The following is a 24047-nucleotide window of genomic DNA, read 5'->3' as shown; positions in this document are numbered from 1 at the left end:
GTGACCGAAGCGCATGGCACCCGGTACGCCACGATTCGACGCCGGGCGCAGTTGCCTGGATCTGCTGGCCACCGCGCATCCGGAGGAACGGATCGGTACAGCGGGGGAGTTGGTGGCCTGGGTCGTCGGGGCCGGGCTGGTGCCCGTGGGGACTCCGCTTCGGCAGGCCGACGGGGGATGGGTCCGGCGCTTCCTTGAACTGCGCCTGCATGTCGACCGGTTGATACGGGCGGGTGCCGCCGTCCCCGGCGACTCGCTCGACCGGATCAACCGCACCGCCCGCGCCGCCGCACCCCCGGCCGTCCATGCGGTACCTGGCGAAAGGGGGCGACTGGTCAGGGAGTTGGCCGAGCCGGTCCAGTGCGCCGCCCTCCTCTCCCTCCTCGCCCGCGACACCATCGACCTCCTCACCGACCCCCTCGCGCGGGCGGCCGTGCGCGAATGCGCGGGGGACGGGTGTCCGCTGCTGTATCTCGACACCTCCCGCGGGCGGCGCAGGCGATGGTGTTCCAGTGAGGTGTGCGGGAACCGGGAGCGGGTCGCCAGGCACCGGCGGCGGGTCGCGCTCGCGCGGTCCTGAACGTCCGGGTAAGGCCCAAGTGCCCCAAAGACACATTCACTTGAGGCGTGTGATCTGCACTACACCGCGTTTGCCCAGCCGTAAGTAAGGGCAGCTCAAGTCCGCTTGACGCCGTGTCGGAAATGTAAAGATCGCGCGGTGAGAATGTGCGCGCATGTCCCGCTCGTCACACCGCCACTGAGAAAAACACCACCTCACCTTGAACAACCGCGCCCCGCGCCCCGTACGAAGGGGCGAGCGACCGACGGGGGCAAGCCCCGGACACCGGAGGTGGGCGTGCGCAAGGATGCGGCCGTGGCCAATGAACCTGGATCGAGGGCCCGACATCGCATGTCCTCGCAGCCCTCACAGTCGTCGGAACCCGACGAGGAGTTGATGCGTGCCCTGTACCGGGAGCACGCCGGACCACTCCTCGCCTATGTCCTCCGGTTGGTCGCCGGTGACCGGCAGCGAGCCGAGGACGTCGTACAGGAAACGCTCATCCGTGCCTGGAAGAACGCCGGTCAGCTCAATCGGGCGACCGGTTCGGTACGCCCCTGGCTGGTGACGGTCGCCCGGCGCATCGTCATCGACGGCCACCGCAGCCGGCAGGCCCGGCCGCAGGAGGTCGATCCGTCGCCGCTGGAGGTCATCCCCGCGGAGGACGAGATCGACAAGGCGCTGTGGCTGATGACGCTGACGGACGCGCTCGACGACCTGACCCCGGCCCACCGTGAGGTCCTCGTCGAGACCTACTTCAAGGGGCGTACCGTCAACGAGGCGGCCCAGACCCTCGGGATACCCAGCGGCACAGTCCGCTCACGGGTGTTCTACGCCCTGCGATCGATGAAGCTGGCGCTGGAGGAGCGGGGGGTGACGGCGTGATGAGTGTGTACGGGGGAATGCGAGGATTCGGCGCGGGGAGTACGGGTATGTCTGGCCCCATGCAGGGATCTCCGGTGCCGAACGAGCACGAGACCGTCGGCGCCTACGCCCTCGGGATTCTCGACGACACCGAGGCGACCGCGTTCGAGACGCACCTCGCGGGCTGCGAGTGGTGCGCCCAGCAACTGGACGAACTCGCGGGGATGGAGCCCATGCTGGCAGCCCTCGCGGACCTGCCGGGCACCGGCAGCACCCCCGTCATCGGGGAGTCGCTGTCCGCGCGGCCGAGTCCGAGGCTGGTCGAGAAACTGGTCGACGAGGTCTCCGAGCGACGCGCGCGCAAGCGGCGCCGCGGTTTCTACCTGGTCGCGGCCGCGGCCGCGCTGATCGTCGGCGGCCCGGTGGCCGTGATGTCGGTGAGCGGCGGTGGCACGAGTCAGACCGCGACCCCGCTGGCCGCCTCCGCCAAGGACCACTTCGAGCAGCTGCCCGACAAGGTCACCGGCACGGACGCCGGTACCGGTGTCTCCGCGACCGTCGCCATGCAGGGCAAGACCTGGGGCACCGACGCCGTCCTGCGCCTCAAGGGCGTCAAGGGTCCGCTGAAGTGCTCCCTGATCGCGGTCGGCAGCAACGGCGAGCGGCAGACGCTCGGCTCCTGGAGCGTCCCCGAGGACGGGTACGGCCTGCCGGACGGCAAGACCGAGCAGTCCCGCAACCCCCTGTTCATCGGGGGCGGCACCGCGCTCCAGCCGAACGAGATCGACCACTTCGACGTGATGACCCTCGATGGGAAGAAGCTCGTCCAAGTGGATGCTTAGTGGATGTCCAGAACCACGCCCGCGTAGCTTTGCCGGGTCCTCTTCGCGTACGGTTGACGGCTGCCCAGCACGTCAGAAGGGGGCCCGGTGGCCGCTCAGGTTCAGCATTCCGCGGTCGGCTCGGTACACGGCGCTAACGACTCCGTACGGGACCGAGAGATCAGCGTCGAACAGGAACACCTGGACCGGGTGTACCAGCGGCTCGAGGAGAAGATCCACGAGGCCGAGTTCCTGATGCACGACGCGGCCCAGCGCGGCCATGTGGGTACACCCGGCGCGCTGGCCGAGCGGGACGCGCAGGTCTTCAGGGCCGGCATCCATCTCAACCGGCTCAACAACGAGTTCGAGGACTTCCTCTTCGGCCGCGTCGACCTGCTCCAGGGCAAGGACGGCAAGAAGGGCCCGGACGGCGCGTACACCGCCGTCGAGCCCGCCGAGGGCGCCGTGCGCCCCGACAACACCGCCGACATCGCCGAGACCCTGCACATCGGGCGGATCGGCGTCCTCGACCAGGACTACTCCCCGCTGGTCATCGACTGGCGGGCGCCGGCCGCCGCGCCGTTCTACCGCTCCACCCCCGTCGACCCCGGCCGGGTCGTGCGGCGCCGGGTCATCCGCTCCAAGGGCCGCCGCGTCCTCGGCGTCGAGGACGACCTGATGCGCCCCGAGCTGAAGGCCACCCTGGACGGCGGGGAACTGCCCGTCATCGGTGACGGCGCGCTGATGGCCGCCCTCGGCCAGGCGCGCGGGCACACCATGCGGGACATCGTCTCCTCGATCCAGGCCGAGCAGGACCGGGTCATCCGCGCCCCCGCCGCCTCCGTCACCTACGTGGAGGGCGGCCCCGGCACCGGCAAGACCGCCGTCGCCCTGCACCGCGCGGCCTATCTGCTCTACCAGGACCGCAGACGCTACGCGGGGGGCATCCTGATCGTCTCGCCGACCCCGCTGCTGGTGGCCTACACCGAGGGCGTGCTGCCCTCCCTCGGCGAGGAGGGCCAGGTCGCCATCCGCGCCATCGGCTCACTCGTCGACGGTGTCGAGGCCACGCTCCACGACTCACCCGCCGTCGCCCGCGCCAAGGGCTCGTACCGGATGCTGAAGGTGCTGCGCCGGGCCGCGCGCGGCGCCCTCGAACTCGGCGCCGGGGGCACTCCGCCCGAGCGGCTCCGTGTGGTCGCCTTCGGGCGCCGCCTCGAACTGGAGGCCCAGGAGCTGGAGTCCGTCCGGCACACCGCGCTCGGCGGCACCGCCCCGGTCAACCTGCTCCGCCCCCGCGCCCGCAAGCTGCTGCTGGACGCCCTGTGGGCCAAGTCCGGCGCCGCCGGCCGGCACACCGACCCCGAGCTGGCCGCCGAGCTGCGCGCCTCCTTCGACGAGGACGTGGCCGACGAGGACTCCTTCATCGCCTTCCTCGACGCCTGGTGGCCCGAGCTGACCCCCAAGGGCGTCCTCGCGGCCATGGCCGACGAGAGGCGGCTCGGCCGCTGGGCCCGCCGTGTCCTCAACCCCGGCGAGGTCCGCAAGGTCGCCCGCGCGCTGAAGCGGGACGGCCTCTCCGTGCACGACATCGCCATGCTGGACGAGCTCCAGGCGATCCTGGGCGCCCCCGCCCGCCCCCGCAAGAAGCGCGAACTCGACCCGCTGGACCACCTCACCGGCCTGGAGGAGCTGATGCCGGTACGCGAGGAGACCCAGCGCGAGCGGGCCGAGCGCCTCGCCCAGGAACGCACCGAGTACGCCCACGTCATCGTGGACGAGGCCCAGGACCTCACCCCGATGCAGTGGCGCATGGTCGGCCGCCGGGGCCGGCACGCCACCTGGACGGTCGTCGGCGACCCCGCCCAGTCCTCCTGGTCCGACCCGGACGAGGCCGCCGAGGCCCGCGACGAGGCCCTGGGCACCAGACCCCGGCGCCGCTTCGAGCTGACCGTCAACTACCGCAACCCGGCCGAGATCGCCGAGTTGGCCGCCAAGGTCCTCGCCCTCGCCATGCCCGGCTCCGAATCCCCCCGCGCCGTACGCTCCACGGGCGTCCAGCCGCGCTTCGAGGTCGCCGGCGACTCCCTGGCCCACACCGTCCGCGCGGAGGCCGAGCGGCTGCTCTCCCTGGTCGACGGCACCGTCGGCGTCGTCGTCGCCATGAACCGCCGCGAGGAGGCCCGCCGCTGGCTCGCCGGGCTCGGTGACCGGGCGGTCGCCCTCGGCAGCCTGGAGGCCAAGGGCCTGGAGTACGACGCGACCGTGGTCGTCTCCCCGGCCGAGATCGCCGACGAGTCCCCGGCCGGCCTGCGCGTGCTGTACGTGGCCCTCACCCGCGCCACCCAGCAGCTCACCGTCGTCTCCGGCGACCGTGACGAGCCGGACCCGGCCGGCGTCCCGGACCTGCTGCGGGACTGAACGGGCCTGTTTCCGAGAACCCCGCGCACGGGGGAATGCCCCTCGGCGTCCGTTTGTTAGCCTTGTCGTGGCACCGGCCCGATCCAAGCCCCCGGGCCCAACCTTCGTCGCTACGAGCGACCACTTGCCGCGAGGCGAGCATGGCGGGTCGGTGTCATGAATGTGAGCGAGAGGCCCACGTCCCTGTGACGTGGGCCTCTCGTCTTGGGCAACGGCCCGAGAACACAACGTCCGCAATCGGGGGCGACTACCACGTACTCGGCGGTAGGTGCGACGATCGGACGGCACAACACGCGTCACGGTGAAAGCAGAGGAAGTCGGCCATGGCAACGGCGCCCAGCGTCTCCTACTCGATGACCATCCGGTTGGAGGTGCCCGCGAGCGGAACGGCCGTCTCGCAGCTCACCACCGCCGTGGAGTCCTCCGGAGGCTCGGTCACCGGCCTCGACGTCACCGCGTCCGGGCACGAGAAGCTCCGGATCGACGTCACCATCGCCGCGAGCTCCACCGCGCACGCCGACGAGATCGTCGAGGAGCTGCGCGGCATCGAGGGCGTCACGCTCGGCAAGGTCTCCGACCGTACGTTCCTGATGCACCTCGGCGGCAAGATCGAGATGCAGTCCAAGCATCCGATCCGCAACCGCGACGACCTCTCCATGATCTACACCCCCGGTGTGGCGCGTGTCTGCATGGCGATCGCGGAGAACCCCGAGGACGCCCGGCGTCTGACCATCAAGCGCAACTCCGTTGCGGTCGTGACGGACGGCTCCGCCGTGCTGGGCCTCGGCAACATCGGCCCCATGGCCGCGCTGCCCGTGATGGAGGGCAAGGCGGCCCTGTTCAAGCGGTTCGCCGGGATCGACGCCTGGCCGCTGTGCCTGGACACCCAGGACACCGACGCCATCGTGGAGATCGTCAAGGCCATCGCCCCCGGCTTCGCGGGCATCAACCTGGAGGACATCTCCGCGCCCCGCTGCTTCGAGATCGAGGCCCGGCTGCGTGAGGCCCTGGACATCCCCGTCTTCCACGACGACCAGCACGGCACCGCCATCGTCGTACTGGCCGCGCTGACCAACGCGCTGCGTGTCACCGGCCGCACGATGGAGTCCATCCGGGTCGTCATGTCCGGCGCCGGAGCGGCCGGTACGGCCATCCTGAAGCTGCTGCTCGCCGCGGGCCTGAAGAACGCCGTCGTCGCCGACATCCACGGCGTGGTGCAGGCCGACCGCGCGGACCTGGTGAACGCCCCGGCCGACTCCCCGCTGCGCTGGATCGCGGACAACACCAACCCCGAGAACCTCACGGGCACCCTCAAGGAGGCCGTGCGCGGCGCGGACGTCTTCATCGGCGTCTCCGCCCCGAACGTCCTCGACGGGGCCGACGTGGCCGCGATGGCGGAGGGCGCGATCGTCTTCGCACTGGCGAACCCGGACCCCGAGGTCGACCCCGCCGTGGCCCGTCAGACGGCCGCCGTGGTGGCCACGGGCCGCTCCGACTTCCCCAACCAGATCAACAACGTGCTGGTCTTCCCCGGTGTCTTCCGGGGCCTGCTGGACGCCCAGTCCCGCACCGTCAACACCGAGATGATGCTCGCCGCCGCGCACGCCCTGGCCAACGTGGTGACCGAGGACGAGCTGAACGCCAACTACATCGTCCCCAGCGTCTTCAACGACAAGGTCGCGGGCGCCGTGGCCGGGGCGGTCCGGGAGGCCGCCAAGGCGGCCGGAGCGGCGTCCTAGCAGAGCTTGCCGTAGGGTCGGGGAGGTTGTGTGGACCGGCGCTGCCTCCCCTACGGCGAGTCGTCGGTTCCCCGGTCGTGACGCCCTTTAGGGTGTCGGCGGGGCAGGCGCTTTTCGTGTGACTCCCTAGGGTGTTCTCATGACTCCTACGGGTGCCGGATTGGCTTTCCCGCCGCAGGTAGGGGCAGGATGCGTCTCTGGGCGCGAGCGCATCGGCATCGATCTCACCTCACGCCTCATTGGCAAGAAGAACACGGGAGTAAGAACATGAACCGCAGTGAGCTGGTGGCCGCGCTGGCCGACCGCGCCGAGGTGACCCGCAAGGACGCCGACGCCGTGCTGGCCGCGTTCGCCGAGGTCGTCGGCGACATCGTCTCCAAGGGCGACGAGAAGGTCACCATCCCCGGCTTCCTGACCTTCGAGCGCACCCACCGTGCCGCTCGTACCGCGCGCAACCCGCAGACCGGTGAGCCCATCAACATCCCGGCCGGCTTCAGCGTGAAGGTCTCCGCGGGCTCGAAGCTCAAGGAAGCTGCCAAGGGTAAGTAAATCCCTCATAACGCAAAGTGGGCGGCTCCCCGAAAGGGGGCCGCCCATTCTGCGTATCCGGACCGGCCGGCTCTAGCCGAGCGCCTTGCCCGGCAGCTCGACCTTCGCGCCCAGCTCCACGAGCTTCTCCATGAAGTTCTCGTAGCCGCGGTTGATCAGGTCGATGCCGTGGACCCGCGAGGTGCCCTCGGCGGCCAGGGCCGCGATCAGGTACGAGAAGCCGCCGCGCAGGTCGGGGATGACCAGGTCGGCGCCCTGGAGCTTGGTCGGTCCTGAGACGACCGCCGAGTGCAGGAAGTTCCGCGCGCCGAAGCGGCAGTTCGAGCCGCCCAGGCACTCCCGGTACAGCTGGATGTGCGCGCCCATCTGGTTCAGCGCCGAGGTGAAGCCGAGGCGGGACTCGTAGACCGTCTCGTGGACGATGGACAGGCCCGTGGCCTGAGTGAGGGCCACCACCAGCGGCTGCTGCCAGTCGGTCTGGAAGCCGGGGTGGACGTCCGTCTCCAGCGCGATCGACTTCAGCTGGCCGCCGGGGTGCCAGAAGCGGATGCCCTCGTCGTCGATCTCGAAGGCGCCGCCGACCTTGCGGTAGGTGTTCAGGAACGTCATCATCGAGCGCTGCTGGGCGCCCCGGACGTAGATGTTGCCGCCGGTCGCCAGCGCCGCGGACGCCCAGGACGCGGCCTCCAGACGGTCCGGGAGGGCGCGGTGGTTGTAGCCGCCCAGCGAGTCCACACCGGTGATGCGGATCGTCCGGTCGGTGTCCATGGCGATGATCGCGCCCATCTTCTGCAGTACGCAGATGAGGTCCTCGATCTCGGGCTCCACGGCCGCGTTGGACAGCTCGGTGACACCCTCGGCCAGCACGGCCGTCAGCAGCACCTGCTCGGTCGCGCCCACCGACGGGTACGGCAGGTCGATCTTCGTGCCGCGCAGCCGCTGCGGAGCCTCCAGATACTGCCCGTCGGCCCGCTTCTCGATGGTCGCGCCGAACTGGCGCAGCACGTCGAAGTGGAAGTCGATCGGACGGCCGCCGATGTCGCAGCCGCCGAGGCCGGGAATGAAGGCGTGGCCCAGGCGGTGCAGCAGCGGGCCGCAGAACAGGATCGGGATACGGCTGGAACCCGCGTGGGCGTCGATGTCGGCGACGTTCGCGCTCTCGACGTAGGTCGGGTCCAGGATCAGCTCGCCCGGCTCCTCGCCCGGCCGCACCGTCACGCCGTGCAGCTGGAGCAGGCCGCGCACGACCCGCACGTCACGGATGTCCGGGACGTTGCGCAGGCGGCTGGGCGCGCTGCCCAGGAGGGCGGCGACCATGGCCTTCGGCACGAGGTTCTTCGCACCGCGGACACGGATCTCGCCCTCCAGCGGGGTTCCGCCGTGGACAAGCAGGACATCGTCGTTGACGGTCATGAATCTCGCGTTCCGATGAGTCGGGCAGGGGTCGGCCGATCACTTTGCGCAGGGGCCGGAGAGACAGGGTAATCGCCGATCACCCTTCGCCCGTAAGCCCGAGCGCCCGCCAGCCGTGTCACAACACGAACGGTTTCCCCGCGGGTACGTCGGGTCACCGCGCCGCACGGCTCCCCGGGGGACGTGCTCGCTGTTCATGTGCCTTTCGGCTCCCCACGCGGGGCCGGGATGCGGGATCATGTCTGGCATGACCGAGGTGTCCTCGCTCACAGGGCGGCTGCTCGTGGCGACCCCCGCCCTGGCGGACCCGAACTTCGACCGCGCGGTGGTGCTCCTCCTCGACCACGACGAGGAGGGCTCCCTGGGGGTGGTCCTCAACCGCCCCACCCCGGTGGACGTGCGCGACGTGCTGGCCGGCTGGGCGTCCCTGGCGGGCGAGCCCGGTGTGGTCTTCCAGGGCGGCCCCGTCTCGCTGGACTCCGCGCTCGGCATCGCCGTGGTCCCCGGCGGCGGTGAGGGGGAGAGCGCCGCCCCGCTCGGCTGGCGCCGGGTGTACGGCGCGATCGGCCTGGTCGATCTGGAGACCCCGCCCGAACTGGTCGCCTCCGCCCTCGGCGCGCTGCGCATCTTCGCCGGGTACGCGGGCTGGGGGCCGGGCCAGCTCCAGGACGAGCTGGACCAGGGCGCCTGGTACGTGGTCGAGTCCGAGCCCGGCGACATCTCCTCCCCGGCCCCCGAACGGCTGTGGCGCGAGGTGCTGCGTCGGCAGCGCGGAGACCTGGCGATGGTGGCCACGTATCCGGACGACCCATCGCTCAACTGATGCCTGTGAGCTTCAGTACCCTTGGCGGTATGAGCACTCTTGAGCCCGAGCGCGGGACTGGTACGGGGACCCTCGTAGAGCCGACGCCGCAGGTGTCCCACGGCGACGGCGACCATGAGCGCTTCGCCCACTACGTCCAGAAGGACAAGATCATGGCGAGCGCCCTGGACGGCACCCCCGTCGTGGCGCTGTGCGGCAAGGTCTGGGTGCCGGGCCGCGACCCGAAGAAGTACCCCGTCTGCCCCATGTGCAAGGAGATCTACGAGTCCATGAGCAGCGGTGGCGACAAGGGCGGGGACAAGGACAAGAAGTAAGGCCGCTGACTCGAGGATTGCCTCCGGCGCGCTTCCCGGTGTTTTTCACGCGTGTTTCACCGGGCGCCGGGGCAGCGTCCCCCTGATACGGATTCCGGGCTGTGCGCCGAGGTATGCCGAGGTATTTCGGGGGCTGAAGTGACCGGTGGGATTCCTGAGGTGATTCCGGCGCCGATCGAGGCGTACGGAGGCTCGGGCGAGGGATTCCTCCTGGGCCCCGGCACCGCTCTGGCGGCCCGGGGGGAGGGCGCCGACGGCACCGCGCGCTGGCTGCGCACCACCCTGGGCGCGGCCACCGGCCTCCCCCTCGCCCCGGCCGACGGCACCGGCGAGGACGTCGTACGGCTCACCGTCGACCCGCGCGTCACCGGGGAACTCGGCACCGAGGGCTACCGGCTCGACATCACGCCCACCGGCGCCGACCTGCGCGGCGGCGGTCCGGCCGGGCTGTTCTGGGGCGCCCAGACGCTACGGCAGCTGCTCGGCGCCGACGCCTTCCGGCGGGCCCCGCTGCCCGGCCGTACCTGGCGGCTGCCACCGGTGCGGATCGCCGACGCGCCCCGGTTCGGCTGGCGCGGCATGCTGCTCGACGTGGCCCGGCACTTCATGCCCAAGGAAGGCGTCCTGCGCTATCTGGATCTGCTGGCCGCGCACAAACTCAACGTCCTCCACCTGCACCTGACGGACGATCAGGGATGGCGGATCGAGATCCAGCGCCACCCGAGGCTCACGGAGGTCGGCTCCTGGCGCGCGCGGACCAAATTCGGCCACCGCTCGTCCCCTCTCTGGGAGGCGAAACCGCACGGCGGCCACTACACCCAGGACGACATCCGGGAGATCGTCTCCTACGCCGCCGAACGCCATATCACCGTCGTCCCGGAAATCGATCTTCCCGGCCACTCCCAGGCCGCCATCGCCTCCTATCCCGAACTCGGCAACACCGACGCCGTCGACACCTCCGCCCTCACCGTCCGGGACGACTGGGGGATCTCCCCGTACGTGCTCGCCCCCACCGAGAAGGTCCTGCGCTTCTACGAGGGCGTGCTCGAAGAGGTGCTCGCGCTGTTCCCGTCGTCCTTCGTGCACCTGGGCGGCGACGAGTGCCCGCCGGACCAGTGGCGGAAGTCGCCCGCCGCGCGGGCCCGCGCGGCGGAACTCGGGCTCGCGGACGTGGACGGGCTGCGCTCCTGGTTCGCCGGCCACTTCGGCGCCTGGCTCGCCGAACGCGGGCGCAGGCTCGTCGGCTGGGACGAGATCCTCGACGGCCCGCTCCCGCCCGGCGCGGCCGTCTCCTCCTGGCGCGGACACCGGGGCGGCCGGATCGCCGCGCGGGCCGGGCACGACGTGGTCATGTGCCCAGAGCAGCACGTCTACCTCGACCACCGGCAGGCGTCCGGCCCGGACGAACCGGTGCCCATCGGCTACGTCCGCACCCTGGCCGACGTCTACCGGTTCGAGCCCGTACCGGACGGTCTCACCGCCGACGAGGGCCGCCATGTGCTGGGCGCCCAGGCCAATGTGTGGACCGAGGTGACCGAGGACGCCGGACGCGTCGACTACCAGGTCTTCCCCAGGCTCGCCGCGTTCGCCGAGGTCGTCTGGAGCCCGCTGCCCGCGCCCGCCGAACGGGACCTCGCCGGCTTCGAGCGCCGGATGGGCGCCCACTACCGGCGACTTGACGCGCTCGGCGTCGCCTACCGCCCGCCCGGCGGCCCCCACCCCTGGCAGCGGCGCCCCGGAGTGCCGGGACGGCCCTTCGCCGGACCGCCCGCCGAGCCGGAACCCCCGGCCCCCGCGCCCTCGAACGCCCACCCGAACACGTAACGGGAGAACCGCCCGGGAATCACCGAAGAGGGTCAATCGGACCGACCCGAAGATGCTGGTGTAAACGGGACCATCCGCCCGATGGAGTGGGTCAACACCCCTTGGCCGACCCGCGCGTCCGAGCCTTGCGAAGATGTGCCAGAGTTGCCACGTCCGCCCTGTCGGCACGTACCGTACGGCAGCACAGGCGCGACCAGGTGGGGCAGCGGGAAGGGGCAGCCGGTTTGACCACGCACGCACCGCAGGCGGCACAGGCCGTCACGCTGCCCACGACGCTGGACGAGGCGGTGGCGGCCCTCACCGCCATGCCCGCCGCGGTCCCCGTCGCCGGCGGCACCGACCTCATGGCCGCCGTCAACTCCGGGCAGCTCAGGCCCGCCGCGCTGGTCGGCCTCGGCCGGATCAGCGAGATCCGCGGCTGGCAGTACCAGGACGGCCACGCCCTGCTCGGCGCGGGCCTCACCCACGCCCGCATGGGCCGCCCCGACTTCGCCGCGCTGATCCCGGCGCTCGCCGCCGCCGCGCGCGCCGCCGGACCGCCGCACATCCGCAACGCGGGCACCCTCGGCGGCAACGTCGCCTCCGCCGCCCCCACCGGTGACGCGCTGCCGGTGCTGGCCGCGCTGGAGGCGACGCTGATCGTCGCCGGCCCGGACGGCGCCCGCCGCGAGGTCCCCGTCTCGCACCTGCTGGCCGGGGTCGAGATGCTCCGCGGCGGCGAACTCATCGGCTACGTCCGGATTCCGCTGCTGCACGCCCCCCAGGTCTTCCTCAAGGCCACCGGCCGCACCGGGCCCGGCCGCTCGGTCGCCTCGGTCGCCCTCGTCCTCGACCCCGCCCGGCGCGGAGTGCGGTGCGCGGTGGGCGCCATAGCGCCGATGCCGCTGCGCCCGCTGGACGCCGAGCAGTGGGTCGCGCAGCTCATCGACTGGGACAACGACCGCGCCCTCGTCCCCGAAGCCCTCCAGGCATTCGGCGAGTACGTCGCCGCGGCCTGCATCCCCGACCCGGCGCCGGAGCCGGACGGCACGGTCGTCCCGCTGCCGCCCGCCGTACTGCACCTGCGGCGCACCGTCGCCGCGCTGGCCCGACGAGCACTGGGGAGGGCGCTGTCGTGACCGACGACCAGCGCGGACACGAGGACGACACGTCCCAGGGCGGCGGCCGCTGGAACCCGCTGCCCCAGGGCGAGTACGACGACGGCGCCACCGCCTTCGTCCAGCTCCCCGAGGGCGGTATCGACGCCCTGCTGGCCGGTGACAGCCCGCTGGCCGCGCCGGGCCACAGCTATGTGCCGCCCCGGATAACGACCCCGCCGGAGGGCGAGGGCCAGAACGCCTGGGGTGTGCCCCAGGACCAGTGGCCCGCCCAGGACACCGTCCCGCCCCAGCAGCCGCACGGCGACGACCGGTTCACCTACCAGCCCGAGGCGCAGGGGCACTGGACCACCGAGGAGTCCGCCCCGCCCGGCCACGACGTCACCGGGCAGTGGTCCGTGCCGGTCGCCGGGGGCGACCTGCCCGACGAGTCCGGCGAGTTCACCACCTCCGCGCTGGCCGAGCAGTGGGGCGCCGCCCCGCCGGTCCTCCCCGGCGGCGCCGCCGCGCCCTGGGTCACCGACACCATCGGCGGGGCGTGGGGGCCCCAGGGACCCACGGACCACGCGGCGCCCGAGCCCGAAGAGGCCCACCCCGGCTACGAGAACGAGCCCGCCGAGCCCGCCGAGAGCTTCGTAGAGGCCCCTGAGGGCGCCTCTGACGGCCCGTCGGACGAGGGTGCGGCCGAGGAGCCCGAGGCGGCCCCGGAGGCCGTGGAGGAGCCAGGCGCGGCCGACGAGGCGGACACCGCCGTCGGCCTCGTCGAGGAGAGCGGGGAGGACGCGGAGGCCGGGACCGAGGACGAGTCCCTTCCGCCGCCCCGGAACGAACACCCCCTCGCCTCCTACGTGCTGCGCGTCAACGGCGCCGACCGGCCCGTCACCGACGCCTGGATCGGCGAGTCGCTGCTCTACGTGCTGCGCGAGCGGCTCGGCCTCGCGGGCGCCAAGGACGGCTGCTCGCAGGGCGAGTGCGGGGCGTGCAACGTCCAGGTCGACGGACGGCTCGTGGCCTCCTGCCTGGTCCCGGCGGTCACCGCCGCGGGCAGCGAGGTCCGTACCGTCGAGGGCCTGGCGAGCGGCGGCCACTCCTCCGACGTACAGCGGGCGCTCGCCCGGTGCGGCGCGGTGCAGTGCGGCTTCTGCGTACCCGGCATCGCCATGACCCTGCACGACCTGCTGGAGGGCAACCCCGCCCCCACCGAGCTGGAGACCCGCCAGGCGCTCTGCGGCAACCTGTGCCGCTGCTCCGGCTACCGGGGCGTCCTGGACGCCGTCCGCGAGGTCGTCGCCGAACGCGAGGCCGGCATCGGTGCCGACCTCGAGCCGGACGCCGACACCGCGCGCATCCCGCACCAGGCGGGCCCCGGCTCCGGCAGCGTCAACCCCTCGGCGTTCGAAGCACCCGGCGCCTTCGGCGCGTTCGGCGCCCCGCACGACCCGCACCACGGCCAGGACGGAGGCCAGGCGTGAGCGACGAAGCCGCCACCGCGACCACGGCGGCGGAAGCCCCCCCGGCCGAGCCGCTGCCGCACGGCCTGGGCGCCTCCCTGCCCCACGCCGACGCCCGCGCCAAGACCGAGGGCACCTTCCCCTACGCGGCCGACCTGTGGGCCGAGGGCCTGCTGTGGGCCGCCGTGCTGCGCTCCCCGCACGCGCACGCGCGCATCCTCTCCATCGACACCACGCACGCGCGTGCCATGCCCGGCGTGCGGGCCGTCATCACCCACGAGGACGTGCCCGGCACCTCCCGGCACGGCCGGGGCACCCCCGACCGGCCGGTGTTCGCCTCCGAGGTCGTACGTCACCACGGCGAGCCCCTCGCCGCCGTCGCCGCCGACCACCCCGACACCGCGCGGATGGCCGCCGCCGCCGTCATCGTCGAGTACGAGCCCCTCGACCCCATCACCGACCCCGAGCGAGCGTTCGAGGCCGAGCCGCTGCACCCGGACGGCAACCTGATCCGGCACATCCCGCTGCGCCACGGCGACCCGGACGCGGCCGGCGAGGTCGTCGTCGAGGGCCTGTACCGCATCGGCCGCCAGGACCCCGCGCCCATCGGCGCCGAGGCCGGGCTCGCCGTACCGCGCCCGGACGGCGGGGTGGAGCTGTACCTCGCCTCCACCGACCCGCACAGCGACCGCAACACCGCCGCCGCCTGCTTCGGGCTGTCCGCCGACCAGGTGAAGATCGTCGTCACCGGGGTGCCCGGCGCCACCGCCGACCGCGAGGACCAGGGCTTCCAGCTGCCGCTCGGCCTGCTCGCGCTCAAGACCGGCTGCCCGGTGAAGCTGACCGCGAGCCGCGAGGAGTCCTTCCTCGGGCACGCCCACCGCCACCCCACCCTGCTGCGCTACCGCCACCACGCCGACGCCGAGGGCAGACTCGTCAAGGTCGAGGCGCAGATCCTGCTCGACGCGGGCGCCTACGCCGACACCTCCGCCGACGCCCTGGCCGCCGCGGTCTCCTTCGCGTGCGGCCCCTATGTCGTCCCGAACGCCTTCATCGAGGGCTGGGCCGTACGCACCAACAACCCGCCCTCCGGCCATGTGCGCGGCGAGGGCGCCATGCAGGTGTGCGCCGCCTACGAGGCGCAGATGGACAAGCTCGCCAAGAAGCTGGGCCTGGACCCGGCCGAGCTGCGCCTGCGCAACGTCCTGGCCACCGGCGACGTCCTGCCCATCGGCCAGACCGTGACCTGCCCGGCCCCGGTGGCCGAACTCCTCACGGCGGTACGGGACTTCCCGCTGCCGGCGCTGCCCAAGGACGGCCCGGAGGAGGACTGGCTGCTGCCCGGCGGCCTCGAGGGCGCGGGCGAGCCGGGCGCGGTGCGCCGGGGCGTCGGCTACGCGCTCGGCATGGTGCACATGCTCGGCGCCGAGGGCACCGACGAGGTGTCCACGGCGACCGTCCGGGTCCACGACGGCGTGGCCACCGTGCTGTGCGCGGCGGTGGAGTCCGGTCAGGGCTTCACCACGCTGGCCCGGCAGATCGTGCAGGAGACGCTCGGCATCGACGAGGTGCACGTCGCGCCGGTCGACACCGACCAGCCCCCGGCCGGCCCCGGCTGCCGGGGCCGCCACACCTGGGTGTCCGGCGGGGCGGTGGAGCGGGCGGCCAGGATGGTCCGCACCCAGCTCCTCCAGCCGCTGGCGCACAAGTTCGGCATGTCCACCGAGCTGCTCCAGATCACCGACGGCAAGATCACCTCGTACGACGGGGTGCTCTCCACCACCGTCACCGAGGCGCTGGAGGGCAAGGAACTGTGGGCCACCGCCCAGTGCCGCCCCCATCCGACCGAGCCGCTGGACGGCGCCGGCCAGGGGGACGCCTTCGTCGGCCTCGCCTTCTGCGCGATCCGCGCGGTGGTCGACGTCGACGTGGAGCTAGGTTCGGTACGGGTGGTGGAGCTGGCGGTCGCGCAGGACGTGGGCCGGGTGCTCAATCCCGCGCAGCTGGTGGCGCGGATCGAGGGCGGGGTCACGCAGGGCGTGGGCATCGCGCTCACCGAGAACCTCCGTACGCCGCGCGGGCTGATCCGCCATCCCGACCTCACCGGGTACGCGCTGCCGACCGCGCTGGACGCGCCCGACATCCGGATCGTGAAGCTGGTCGAGGAGCGGGACGTGGTGGCGCCGTTCGGCGCGAAGCCGGTCAGCGCGGTGCCGGTGGTGACCTCGCCCGCGGCGATCGCGTCGGCGGTGCGGGCGGCCACCGGGCGTCCGGTGAACCGGCTGCCGATCCGGCCGCAGGCCGCGGTGGTCAACGCGCGGTGACCTGCCGTTTGTCCGGCTGAACTCGCCTGTTCGGCTGAAGTCCGCTTCTTCGAGGCAACGCGAACGCGGTCCGGGGCGTCTTCATCCTCGGGGCGTTGTCAGTGGTGCGGTCTAGGGTCCTAGGAGTCGGGGGACGGCCGCCGCACGCGGAGCCCGCCGTACCAGGGAAGATCGCGGGGGAGCGAGCCATGAGCATGACCGATGCCGAGGTCACGGCGATCACACTGACCGAGGCCGAGCTGGACCGCTGGGTCACGCACGCGCCGACGCGCGGCCTGCTCACCGGACCCGGACTGCCCCCGGACACCGGCCTGCTGACCTTCGCGCCGCTGCGCACGCACGGGCTGCGCAGGCTGGCCGACGCGACCGACGGTCCGTGCCGGCTCGCGGACGAGCTGCGCGACCGGCTGGTCATCGGCGAACTGCTCAACCCGGCCGGGATGGAGCGCGAGTCGATACTGCTCGACGGCGCCACCGGTGAGATCACCACCGCGTATCTCGTCGACCCGTCCGGCGCGCGGCCCTTCGCGCCGTCGCTGACCACCATGCTGCGCTTCGCCGCCGTCACCGAGGAACTGGCGGGCCTGCGCGGCCGGTTCGCCTCCCTGGCGGGGCAGTACGGGCCGGGTGCGGTCGGCGAGGCTTCCCGGCGGCTGCTGGCGCTGTTCGAGGAGGGCACGGACGGGGCGGTCCCGGCGTACTGGAAGGCGGCGGCGCTGATCCGCCCGCTGTCCCTGGTCGCCGCGCCGGGGGTGGCCGGGCTGGCGCTGGAGATGCCGGGGCGGCTGCTGGACGCAGAGTTCGGGCACGGGCGCGTGGCCCGCTTCGAGGAGGTCGACTTCCCGGCCACGCTCACCCACGGCCCGACGCGCCGCTTCCTCCGCGAGACGGGGCTGCCGGAGGAGGTGGTCGACACGGAGCTGCTCCTGCCGACGCTCACGGAGTACTACGCGGCCGAGTGCGAGGACCTCCCGGCCCACGCCGACCACCTCATCCACCTGGGCCCCCTGACCCCGGACACCACCCTCGTCCTCGACGGCCGCACCGGCGCGATCCTCACCTTCTCCGAGCCCGACGCCACCCTCCACCCCCTCAACACCGACATCTCCACCCTCGCCTACACCCTCTGGCTCCTCCACCACGAACGCACCATCGACGACCACCTGTCGCACGAGCTGACGACGCTGGCCTACGACCAGCTGGCAGCGGCGATGATCGACACGCTGACCTCCCTCGACCCGACGGGGACGTCCCCTGTGCCGACTTGGCACTACTGGACGGAGCTGCTGCGGGATGGGGCGGGCGGGGTGCTCTGAGGGGCGCTCGGCTCCTGGCGTTCTGCTCCCTTTGCGCCCTCGCCGCGCCCTACCTCACTCCGGATGCCACCGGCACGCTCGGAAGCATGGGGGACGATTCGAGCCTCATCCCGTTACCTGGCCCCGACCACCATCGACAGCCCTCGCCCGACGCTCCCCGGCCCTGGGAGAACACCGACCGCGCCCAGGCCGCGATGGAGGGAGCGACGGGCCCCGAGCCGCCGGAGCCTCCGAACTGCCGCCACTGCGGGCTGACCTGCGACCGGCGCGTCACCTACTACGGCATCCATGTCCTTCTCGAACCGGACCTGTTTGTCCCGGCGCACATGGTGCCGGCCTGGCACCGCTGGTACGTGGACACCAACGACACGGCGTGGAACAGCCGCGAGGCGGAGCCGAGCCCCGGCGGGTTCTGCCGCATACCGCATCTGATCGCCTGCCCAGGGCTCAAGCTGGAGGAGATCGGCCTGTGGCGCTGGCTGGACGCCGTACGCCAGGAAAATGCTCGCCGCGCCCGCCGCAAGGCGGACGGCGAGGACGCCCCGGAGGCACTGCCGAACATCGGCTGAGGCATCCCGCCCACTCGTGGGTGGAAACAGAGGCCGTGGCGGGAATCGAACCCGCGTAACTCGCTTTGCAGGCGAGTCCCTGAACCACTCGGGCACACGGCCGTGTGCTGTGGAACGAACGTAGGCGGGTTGGAGGAGTGGGGGCAAGGGAAGCTCGGGGGGTGCAATGTGACTGCCACGCGGCGTTCACGCGGGAGTGGGGGCGTACGGCCAAGGTCGTAGGACGAGTGGGGCTTCGGACAGGGGTCAACCTTGGCTACGGGCCTTACTCTGGCCCGTATGGCCGCCCTTGAGTCTTCTGACAATGCTGTCGCCGACCTGGCCCTTCTCAAAGAGGGGGGTGTGCTGGGGCGGGCGCATCGGGCGCTCAGTGTGGGGATCGTTTCCGTCGTGCTGCTCATCGCGTTCGAGGCGACCGCCATCGGGACCGTGATGCCGGTCGCGGCGCGGGAGCTGGACGGGGTCTCGCTGTACGCCTTCGCGTTCTCCGGGTACTTCACCACCAGCCTCACCGGCATGGTGCTCGCCGGGCAGTGGGCGGACCGGCGGGGGCCGCTCGCCGCGCTCAGCACCGGGATCGGGGCGTTCGCGGCCGGGCTCGTGGTGTCCGGGACGGCGCAGGTGATGTGGGTGTTCATCCTGGGCCGCGCGGTGCAGGGCTTCGGCGGCGGGCTGGTGATCGTCGCCGTGTACGTGGTCGTCGGCCGGGCCTACCCCGAGCGGCTGCGGCCCGCGATCATGGCGAGCTTCGCCGCCGCGTGGGTCGTGCCGTCCATCGTCGGCCCCCTCGCCTCCGGTGCCGTCGCGGAACACCTCGGCTGGCGCTGGGTCTTTCTCGGCATCCCCCTCCTCGTCCTCCTCCCGCTGGGCCTCGCCCTCCCGCAGATCCGGCGCCGGGCGAGCGGGCCGGTGGACCACGCCTCCGGTACCCCCGCCTTCGACCGGCGGCGCATCCGGCTCGCGCTCGCCGTCTCGCTGGGCGCCGGGCTCGTGCAGTACGCGGCCCAGGAACTGCGTCCGCTCTCGCTGGTGCCCGGTCTCCTCGGCGCCGCGCTGCTGGTGCCCGCAGTGCTGCGGCTGCTGCCGAGGGGGACGTACCGGGCGGTGCGCGGGCTGCCCTCCGTCGTGCTGCTGCGCGGGCTGTCGGCGGGGTCGTTCATCGCCGCCGAGTCCTTCGTACCGCTGATGCTCGTCACCCAGCGGGGGCTGTCGCCGACGCTCGCCGGGTTCTCGCTGGCCGCGGGCGGGCTGACCTGGGCGGCGGCGTCGTGGGTGCAGTCGCGGGACCGGATGGAGCCGTACCGGGAGCGGCTGATGACCTTCGGGATGGTGCTGGTGGCCGCCGCCATCGCCGCCGCGCCCGCCGTGCTCGTGCCCGCCGTGCCGGTGTGGACCGTCGCGGTCGCGTGGGGGTTCGGCTGCTTCGGGATGGGCCTGGTGATCTCCTCCACCAGCGTGCTCCTGCTGAAACTCTCCGCCCCCTCGGAGGCCGGCGCCAACTCCGCCGCCCTCCAGATCTCCGACGCCCTCTCCAACGTCGTCCTCCTGGCCACCGCCGGCGCCGCCTTCGCCACCCTCGGCTCGGACGGCACCCCCGCCTTCGCGGCGGTCTTCCTGCCCATGGCGGGGGTGGCGCTGGTGGGGGCGTGGGTGACGACGCGGCTGCGGGCGAGGAGCTGACCGGGAGGCCCTCCCGCCCCGGCACTCGCGCCGACTGTGACCTCAGTCCCACCCGCCCCGCCCCCCGCCCCGTCCGAGCCCGGCGGAGTCGGTGGCGCCGGTAGGGTGGCCCGGTTGTCATACGTAGCCGAGCCGTCCTACGCCCCCACCCCCGGAGACCGTGACTACCACCGCCGCTTCCGCCTCGAACCATCTGTCCCCCGCCTTTCCCGGCCGCGCCCCCTGGGGCACCGCCAGCAAGCTGCGCGCTTGGCAGCAGGGGGCGATGGACAAGTACATCCAGGAGCAGCCGCGTGACTTCCTCGCCGTGGCCACCCCCGGCGCCGGCAAGACGACCTTCGCGCTGACGCTCGCCTCCTGGCTGCTGCACCACCACGTCGTGCAGCAGGTGACCGTCGTCGCGCCGACCGAGCACCTGAAGAAGCAGTGGGCGGAGGCCGCCGCGCGGATAGGGATCAAGCTCGACCCGGAGTACAGCGCGGGCCCGGTCGGCAAGGACTACCACGGTGTCGCGGTCACCTACGCCGGTGTCGGCGTACGCCCGATGCTGCACCGCAACCGCTCCGAGCAGCGCAAGACCCTGGTGATCCTGGACGAGATCCACCACGCCGGCGACTCCAAGTCCTGGGGCGAGGCGTGCCTGGAGGCGTTCGAGCCCGCGACCCGGCGCCTGACGCTGACCGGTACGCCGTTCCGCTCGGACACCAACCCGATCCCCTTCGTCACGTACGAGGAGGGCAACGACGGCATCCGGCGTTCCGCCGCCGACTACACCTACGGCTACGGCAACGCGCTGGCCGACCACGTCGTCCGCCCCGTCATCTTCCTCAGCTACAGCGGCCAGATGCGCTGGCGGACCAAGGCGGGCGACGAGATCGCCGCCCGGCTCGGCGAGCCCATGACCAAGGACGCCGTCAGCCAGGCGTGGCGCACCGCGCTCGACCCGCGCGGCGAGTGGATGCCGAGCGTGCTGCGCGCCGCCGACCAGCGGCTCACCGAGGTCCGGAAGGCGATTCCCGACGCCGGCGCCCTCGTCATCGCCTCCGACCAGGACTCCGCCCGCGCCTACGCCAAGCTGATCCGCGAGATCACCGGCAACAAGGCCACCCTCGTCCTCTCCGACGACACCGGCGCCTCCCAGCGCATCGACGACTTCAGCGCGAGCAACGACCGCTGGATGGTCGCGGTCCGCATGGTGTCCGAGGGCGTCGACGTGCCCCGGCTCGCCGTCGGCGTGTACGCCACCACCATCTCCACCCCGCTGTTCTTCGCCCAGGCCGTCGGCCGTTTCGTACGGTCCCGGCGGCGCGGCGAGACCGCGTCCGTGTTCCTGCCGACCGTCCCCGACCTGCTGACCTTCGCCAACGAGATGGAGAAGGAGCGGGACCACGCCCTCGACAAGCCGAAGAAGGAGGGTGAGGAGGACCCGTACGCCGAGTCCGAGAAGGAGATGGAGGAGGCGAACAAGCAGGAGGACGAGGACACCGGCGAGCAGGAGCAGTTCTCCTTCGAGGCGCTGGAGTCCGAGGCCGTCTTCGACCGGGTTCTCTACGACGGCGCCGAGTTCGGCATGCAGGCCCACCCGGGAAGCGAGGAGGAGCAGGACTACCTCGGCATCCCCGGACTGCTGGAGCCCGAGCAGGTGCAGCTGCTGCTCCAGAAGCGGCAGGCCCGGCAGATCGCGCACAGCAAGAAGCGGCCGGACACCGAGGCCGACCTGCTGGAGCTGCCCGCCGAGCGGCGCCCGGTGGTCAGCCACAAGGAGATGATGGAGCTGCGCAAGCAGCTCAACACCATGGTCAGCGCCTACGTCCACCAGAGCGGCAAGCCGCACGGCGTGATCCACACCGAGCTGCGCCGGATCTGCGGCGGCCCGGCGAGCGCCGAGGCGACCGCCGGACAGCTGAAGCAGCGCATCGCCAAGATGAGCGAGTGGGCCACCCGGATGCGCTGAAGCAGGCCCCGGTGCGCGTATGCGGACGAATACTGGCAGGCCGGAACGGGGTCTGACCGGATTCTGGACCGAGTCTTCCGCTGAGCGGACCGGCTCGCTACTGTCCCGCTACGCACACGCCCCGTGGCAGCGCCGCCGCGGAGCGCAGCCGTGAAGCGACGGGTCCGACAGCCGCCGGGCCGTCCTGCCGATCGGCGGCCTCTGAAACGCGTCGCCGACGGGGCTCGGTGACGCGCGCCGCTCGGAGGGCGCCGGCCTCACCGCAGAAGGAGGGGGCGTCGTGACCGCGGAGACCTCCCAGACGCTCGACCGGGGACTGCGCGTCCTCAAGCTGCTCGCCGACACGGACCACGGGCTGACCGTCACCGAGCTGTCCGGCAAGCTGGGGGTGAACCGGACGGTGGTGTACCGGCTGCTGGCCACGCTGGAGCAGCACGCGCTCGTCCGCCGCGACCTCGGCGGCCGCGCCCGCGTCGGGCTCGGGGTGCTGCGGCTCGGCCGCCAGGTGCATCCGCTGGTACGGGAGGCGGCCCTGCCCGCGCTGCGCTCGCTGGCCGAGGACATCGGCGCCACCGCCCATCTGACCCTGGTCGACGGTACGGAGGCGCTCGCCGTCGCCGTGGTCGAGCCGACCTGGACGGACTACCACGTCGCCTACCGCGCCGGCTTCCGTCACCCCCTGGAACGCGGCGCCGCCGGCAAGGCGATCCTCGCCGCCCGCCGCTCCCCGTCCGCCGACCCCGGCTGCACCCTCACCCACGGCGAACTGGAGGCGGGTGCGAGTGGCGCCGCCGCCCCCCTCCTCGGCGTCACCGGCGTCGAGGGCAGCGTGGGCGTGGTCATGCTCACCGACGCCGTCCCGGACCGCGTCGGCCCCCGCGTGGTGGAAGCGGCCCGCGAGGTCGCGGACGCGCTGAGGTAGCCTCCCGGCCGCCCCCGGTCGGGGCGGAGCGGCGCGTTAGATTTACTCCGTGCTCTCACGTCTCTCGCGTTCCCGGACCATCGCCCTCTGCGCTCTGCCTGTCGTGGGGCTGGTCGCTGTCGCGGTGTTCGCGCCGCTGCCGTTCGCGGTGGCGCAGCCGGGGATGACGGCGAACGTGCTGGGGAAGAACGACGGGACGCCGGTCATCACCGTGGCGGGGGCGCAGTCCCGGAAGACCTCCGGTGAGCTGCGGATGACGACCATCGAGGCGACCTCGCCGGACACGCGGGTCTCCCTCGGACAGGTGGTCGACAACTGGTTCCGCACCGACCGCGCGGTGATGCCGTACGACGCCGTGTACCCGACCGGGGACACCGTCAAGGAGATCGAGAAGCACAACACCGCCCAGATGCGGCAGTCCCAGGACGCGGCGACCAGTGCGGCGCTGGACCACCTCCGCAAGGACCCCGACGACGTGAAGGTGACGCTGCGCCTCGCCGACGTGGGCGGGCCCAGCGCGGGCCTGCTGTTCAGCCTGGGCATCGTGGACAAGCTGGCCGGCGACGGCAGCGGCGGCGACCTCACCGGCGGCCGGACCATCGCCGGCACCGGCACGATCGACGCGGACGGCAAGGTCGGCGCGGTCGGCGGGGTGGCCCTGAAGACACAGGCCGCCCGGCGCGACGGCGCCACCGTCTTCCTGGTGCCGAAGGCCGAGTGCGCCGACGCCCACACCAACCTGCCCAAGGGCCTGCGTCTGATCCCGGTCACGAACCTCGACGGCGCCGTGAACTCCCTGATCGCCCTGGAGAAGGGCACGGGGAAGATCCCGAGCTGCTAGTCCCCCTCGAACTCCCCCGCCGCCTGTTCCACCAGCGGGATGATCCGCAGCGGTACCGGGTTCTCCATGACGATCGCCGTGGAGGCGCGGACGATGCCGTCGAAGCCGACCACCCGGTCGATGACCCGTTGCAGATCGGCGTTGGAGCGGGCCACCAGCCGGCACAGCATGTCCCCGGTGCCCGTCGTGGTCAGCAGTTCCAGCACCTCCGGCACGCCTGCCAGATGCGCCCGTACGTCAGGACCCTGGCCCTGCCGGATCTGGAGCGTGGCGAACGCGGTCACCGGATAGCCGAGCGCGGAGGGGTCCACCTGCGGCCCGAACCCCCGGATCACCCCACGCGAGCGCAGCCGGTCCAGCCGCGCCTGGGCGGTGCCCCGCGCCACTCCCAGCCGCCGGGACATCTCCAGCACGCCGATCCGCGGCTCCTCGGCCAGCAGCACCAGGATCTGCCCGTCCAGCTGATCGATCGCCACGACGTCCTCCAGGGATGGTCATCCTGTACAGAAAGCCCGCCGGTGCCGCCGTACGGCTGAACAGACTGCCCAGCGAATACGGGAACTATT

20 protein-coding genes and 1 tRNA gene are annotated in these 24047 nt (G+C 72.4%); 18 read left to right on the top strand and 3 right to left on the bottom strand.

Annotation, left to right across the window (positions count from 1 at the left end):
• Positions 1 to 13: 13 nt before the first annotated feature.
• From ACIGA3_RS05160 to ACIGA3_RS05135, 6 genes are all read left to right on the top strand, one after another.
• Positions 14 to 580 (top strand): CGNR zinc finger domain-containing protein, encoded by a 567-nt coding sequence (locus ACIGA3_RS05160; RefSeq protein WP_399710648.1) that lies wholly within the window; start codon positions 14 to 16, stop codon positions 578 to 580.
• 270 nt (positions 581 to 850) lie between these two features.
• Positions 851 to 1444, top strand: a complete 594-nt coding sequence (locus ACIGA3_RS05155; protein WP_393596616.1) for a sigma-70 family RNA polymerase sigma factor — start codon at positions 851 to 853, stop codon at positions 1442 to 1444.
• Positions 1444 to 2265 (top strand): anti-sigma factor family protein, encoded by an 822-nt coding sequence (locus ACIGA3_RS05150; protein WP_399710646.1) that lies wholly within the window; start codon positions 1444 to 1446, stop codon positions 2263 to 2265. The genes ACIGA3_RS05155 and ACIGA3_RS05150 overlap by 1 nt, the downstream gene beginning before the upstream one ends.
• Before the next feature lie 87 nt (positions 2266 to 2352).
• Entirely contained in the window at positions 2353 to 4665 is a 2313-nt protein-coding gene (locus ACIGA3_RS05145; protein ID WP_399710644.1) for a HelD family protein, read from the top strand.
• Between the two features lie 323 nt (positions 4666 to 4988).
• Positions 4989 to 6404 carry an NAD-dependent malic enzyme gene (locus ACIGA3_RS05140; protein ID WP_399710642.1) on the top strand — a complete coding sequence of 472 codons (1416 nt, stop codon included), beginning with the start codon at positions 4989 to 4991 and terminating at the stop codon, positions 6402 to 6404.
• 267 nt (positions 6405 to 6671) lie between these two features.
• Positions 6672 to 6953, top strand: a complete 282-nt coding sequence (locus ACIGA3_RS05135) for an HU family DNA-binding protein (protein ID WP_018549700.1) — start codon at positions 6672 to 6674, stop codon at positions 6951 to 6953.
• 72 nt (positions 6954 to 7025) lie between these two features.
• On the opposite strand, the gene murA is transcribed toward ACIGA3_RS05135, so the two are convergent.
• On the bottom strand, positions 7026 to 8366 hold the full coding sequence (gene murA, locus ACIGA3_RS05130; RefSeq protein ID WP_399710640.1) for a UDP-N-acetylglucosamine 1-carboxyvinyltransferase: 1341 nt from the start codon (positions 8364 to 8366) through the stop codon (positions 7026 to 7028).
• 247 nt (positions 8367 to 8613) lie between these two features.
• On the opposite strand from murA, the gene ACIGA3_RS05125 reads away from it, so the two are divergent.
• From ACIGA3_RS05125 to ACIGA3_RS05090, 8 genes are all read left to right on the top strand, one after another.
• On the top strand, positions 8614 to 9189 hold the full coding sequence (locus ACIGA3_RS05125) for a YqgE/AlgH family protein (RefSeq protein ID WP_399710638.1): 576 nt from the start codon (positions 8614 to 8616) through the stop codon (positions 9187 to 9189).
• 29 nt (positions 9190 to 9218) lie between these two features.
• A complete protein-coding gene (locus ACIGA3_RS05120) occupies positions 9219 to 9503 on the top strand; it encodes a DUF3039 domain-containing protein (RefSeq protein WP_030810948.1) in 285 nt (94 codons plus the stop codon).
• A 150-nt stretch (positions 9504 to 9653) separates the two neighbouring features.
• Positions 9654 to 11327: a beta-N-acetylhexosaminidase gene (locus ACIGA3_RS05115; RefSeq protein WP_399710814.1), complete on the top strand. Its 1674-nt coding sequence runs from the start codon at positions 9654 to 9656 to the stop codon at positions 11325 to 11327.
• A 224-nt stretch (positions 11328 to 11551) separates the two neighbouring features.
• Positions 11552 to 12445 carry an FAD binding domain-containing protein gene (locus ACIGA3_RS05110; RefSeq protein WP_399710636.1) on the top strand — a complete coding sequence of 298 codons (894 nt, stop codon included), beginning with the start codon at positions 11552 to 11554 and terminating at the stop codon, positions 12443 to 12445.
• A complete protein-coding gene (locus tag ACIGA3_RS05105; RefSeq protein WP_399710634.1) occupies positions 12442 to 13896 on the top strand; it encodes a 2Fe-2S iron-sulfur cluster-binding protein in 1455 nt (484 codons plus the stop codon). The genes ACIGA3_RS05110 and ACIGA3_RS05105 overlap by 4 nt, the downstream gene beginning before the upstream one ends.
• Entirely contained in the window at positions 13893 to 16199 is a 2307-nt protein-coding gene (locus ACIGA3_RS05100; protein WP_399710632.1) for a xanthine dehydrogenase family protein molybdopterin-binding subunit, read from the top strand. Before ACIGA3_RS05105 ends, ACIGA3_RS05100 begins: the two co-directional genes overlap by 4 nt.
• A gap of 188 nt (positions 16200 to 16387) precedes the next feature.
• Positions 16388 to 17515: an SUKH-4 family immunity protein gene (locus tag ACIGA3_RS05095; protein WP_399710630.1), complete on the top strand. Its 1128-nt coding sequence runs from the start codon at positions 16388 to 16390 to the stop codon at positions 17513 to 17515.
• 86 nt (positions 17516 to 17601) lie between these two features.
• Entirely contained in the window at positions 17602 to 18084 is a 483-nt protein-coding gene (locus tag ACIGA3_RS05090; protein WP_399710628.1) for a DUF6083 domain-containing protein, read from the top strand.
• A gap of 30 nt (positions 18085 to 18114) precedes the next feature.
• On the opposite strand, the gene ACIGA3_RS05085 is transcribed toward ACIGA3_RS05090, so the two are convergent.
• Positions 18115 to 18186: transfer RNA gene (locus tag ACIGA3_RS05085), tRNA-Cys, on the bottom strand.
• Positions 18187 to 18363: 177 nt separating this feature from the next.
• Between ACIGA3_RS05085 and ACIGA3_RS05080 the strand changes: the two genes are divergently transcribed.
• The 4 genes from ACIGA3_RS05080 (at position 18364) to ACIGA3_RS05065 (ending at position 23481) form a co-directional block, all read left to right on the top strand.
• Positions 18364 to 19764, top strand: a complete 1401-nt coding sequence (locus ACIGA3_RS05080) for an MFS transporter (protein ID WP_399710626.1) — start codon at positions 18364 to 18366, stop codon at positions 19762 to 19764.
• Positions 19765 to 19924: 160 nt separating this feature from the next.
• A complete protein-coding gene (locus ACIGA3_RS05075; RefSeq protein ID WP_399710624.1) occupies positions 19925 to 21718 on the top strand; it encodes a DEAD/DEAH box helicase in 1794 nt (597 codons plus the stop codon).
• Between the two features lie 280 nt (positions 21719 to 21998).
• Positions 21999 to 22640, top strand: coding sequence for an IclR family transcriptional regulator (locus ACIGA3_RS05070; protein WP_399710622.1), 642 nt, complete (start codon positions 21999 to 22001; stop codon positions 22638 to 22640).
• Positions 22641 to 22689: 49 nt separating this feature from the next.
• Positions 22690 to 23481, top strand: coding sequence for a S16 family serine protease (locus ACIGA3_RS05065; RefSeq protein WP_399710620.1), 792 nt, complete (start codon positions 22690 to 22692; stop codon positions 23479 to 23481).
• Here ACIGA3_RS05065 and ACIGA3_RS05060 read toward each other — a convergent pair.
• The gene (locus ACIGA3_RS05060; RefSeq protein WP_399710618.1) at positions 23478 to 23957 is read right to left on the bottom strand and encodes an Lrp/AsnC family transcriptional regulator; all 480 of its coding nucleotides are present in this window, start codon (positions 23955 to 23957) and stop codon (positions 23478 to 23480) included. The genes ACIGA3_RS05065 and ACIGA3_RS05060 overlap by 4 nt on opposite strands.
• Positions 23958 to 24047: the final 90 nt, after the last annotated feature.

Origin of the sequence: Streptomyces sp. NPDC085596, from assembly GCF_044541565.1 — a bacterium.
Lineage (GTDB): Bacteria > Actinomycetota > Actinomycetes > Streptomycetales > Streptomycetaceae > Streptomyces.
The sequence above is the reverse complement of the archived record's forward strand: the minus strand, read 5'-3'. Positions and strand labels throughout refer to the sequence as shown.

Bases quoted from the DNA above. Each gene is read 5' to 3' on its own strand.
- ACIGA3_RS05090 (WP_399710628.1), top strand. From the start codon at position 17,602: ATGGGGGACGATTCGAGCCTCATCCCGTTACCTGGCCCCGACCACCAT.
- ACIGA3_RS05140 (WP_399710642.1), top strand. From the start codon at position 4,989: ATGGCAACGGCGCCCAGCGTCTCCTACTCGATGACCATCCGGTTGGAG.
- ACIGA3_RS05150 (WP_399710646.1), top strand. From the start codon at position 1,444: ATGAGTGTGTACGGGGGAATGCGAGGATTCGGCGCGGGGAGTACGGGT.
- ACIGA3_RS05160 (WP_399710648.1), top strand. From the start codon at position 14: ATGGCACCCGGTACGCCACGATTCGACGCCGGGCGCAGTTGCCTGGAT.
- ACIGA3_RS05120 (WP_030810948.1), top strand. From the start codon at position 9,219: ATGAGCACTCTTGAGCCCGAGCGCGGGACTGGTACGGGGACCCTCGTA.
- ACIGA3_RS05125 (WP_399710638.1), top strand. From the start codon at position 8,614: ATGACCGAGGTGTCCTCGCTCACAGGGCGGCTGCTCGTGGCGACCCCC.
- ACIGA3_RS05080 (WP_399710626.1), top strand. From the start codon at position 18,364: ATGGCCGCCCTTGAGTCTTCTGACAATGCTGTCGCCGACCTGGCCCTT.
- ACIGA3_RS05095 (WP_399710630.1), top strand. From the start codon at position 16,388: ATGAGCATGACCGATGCCGAGGTCACGGCGATCACACTGACCGAGGCC.
- ACIGA3_RS05135 (WP_018549700.1), top strand. From the start codon at position 6,672: ATGAACCGCAGTGAGCTGGTGGCCGCGCTGGCCGACCGCGCCGAGGTG.
- murA (WP_399710640.1), bottom strand. From the start codon at position 8,366: ATGACCGTCAACGACGATGTCCTGCTTGTCCACGGCGGAACCCCGCTG.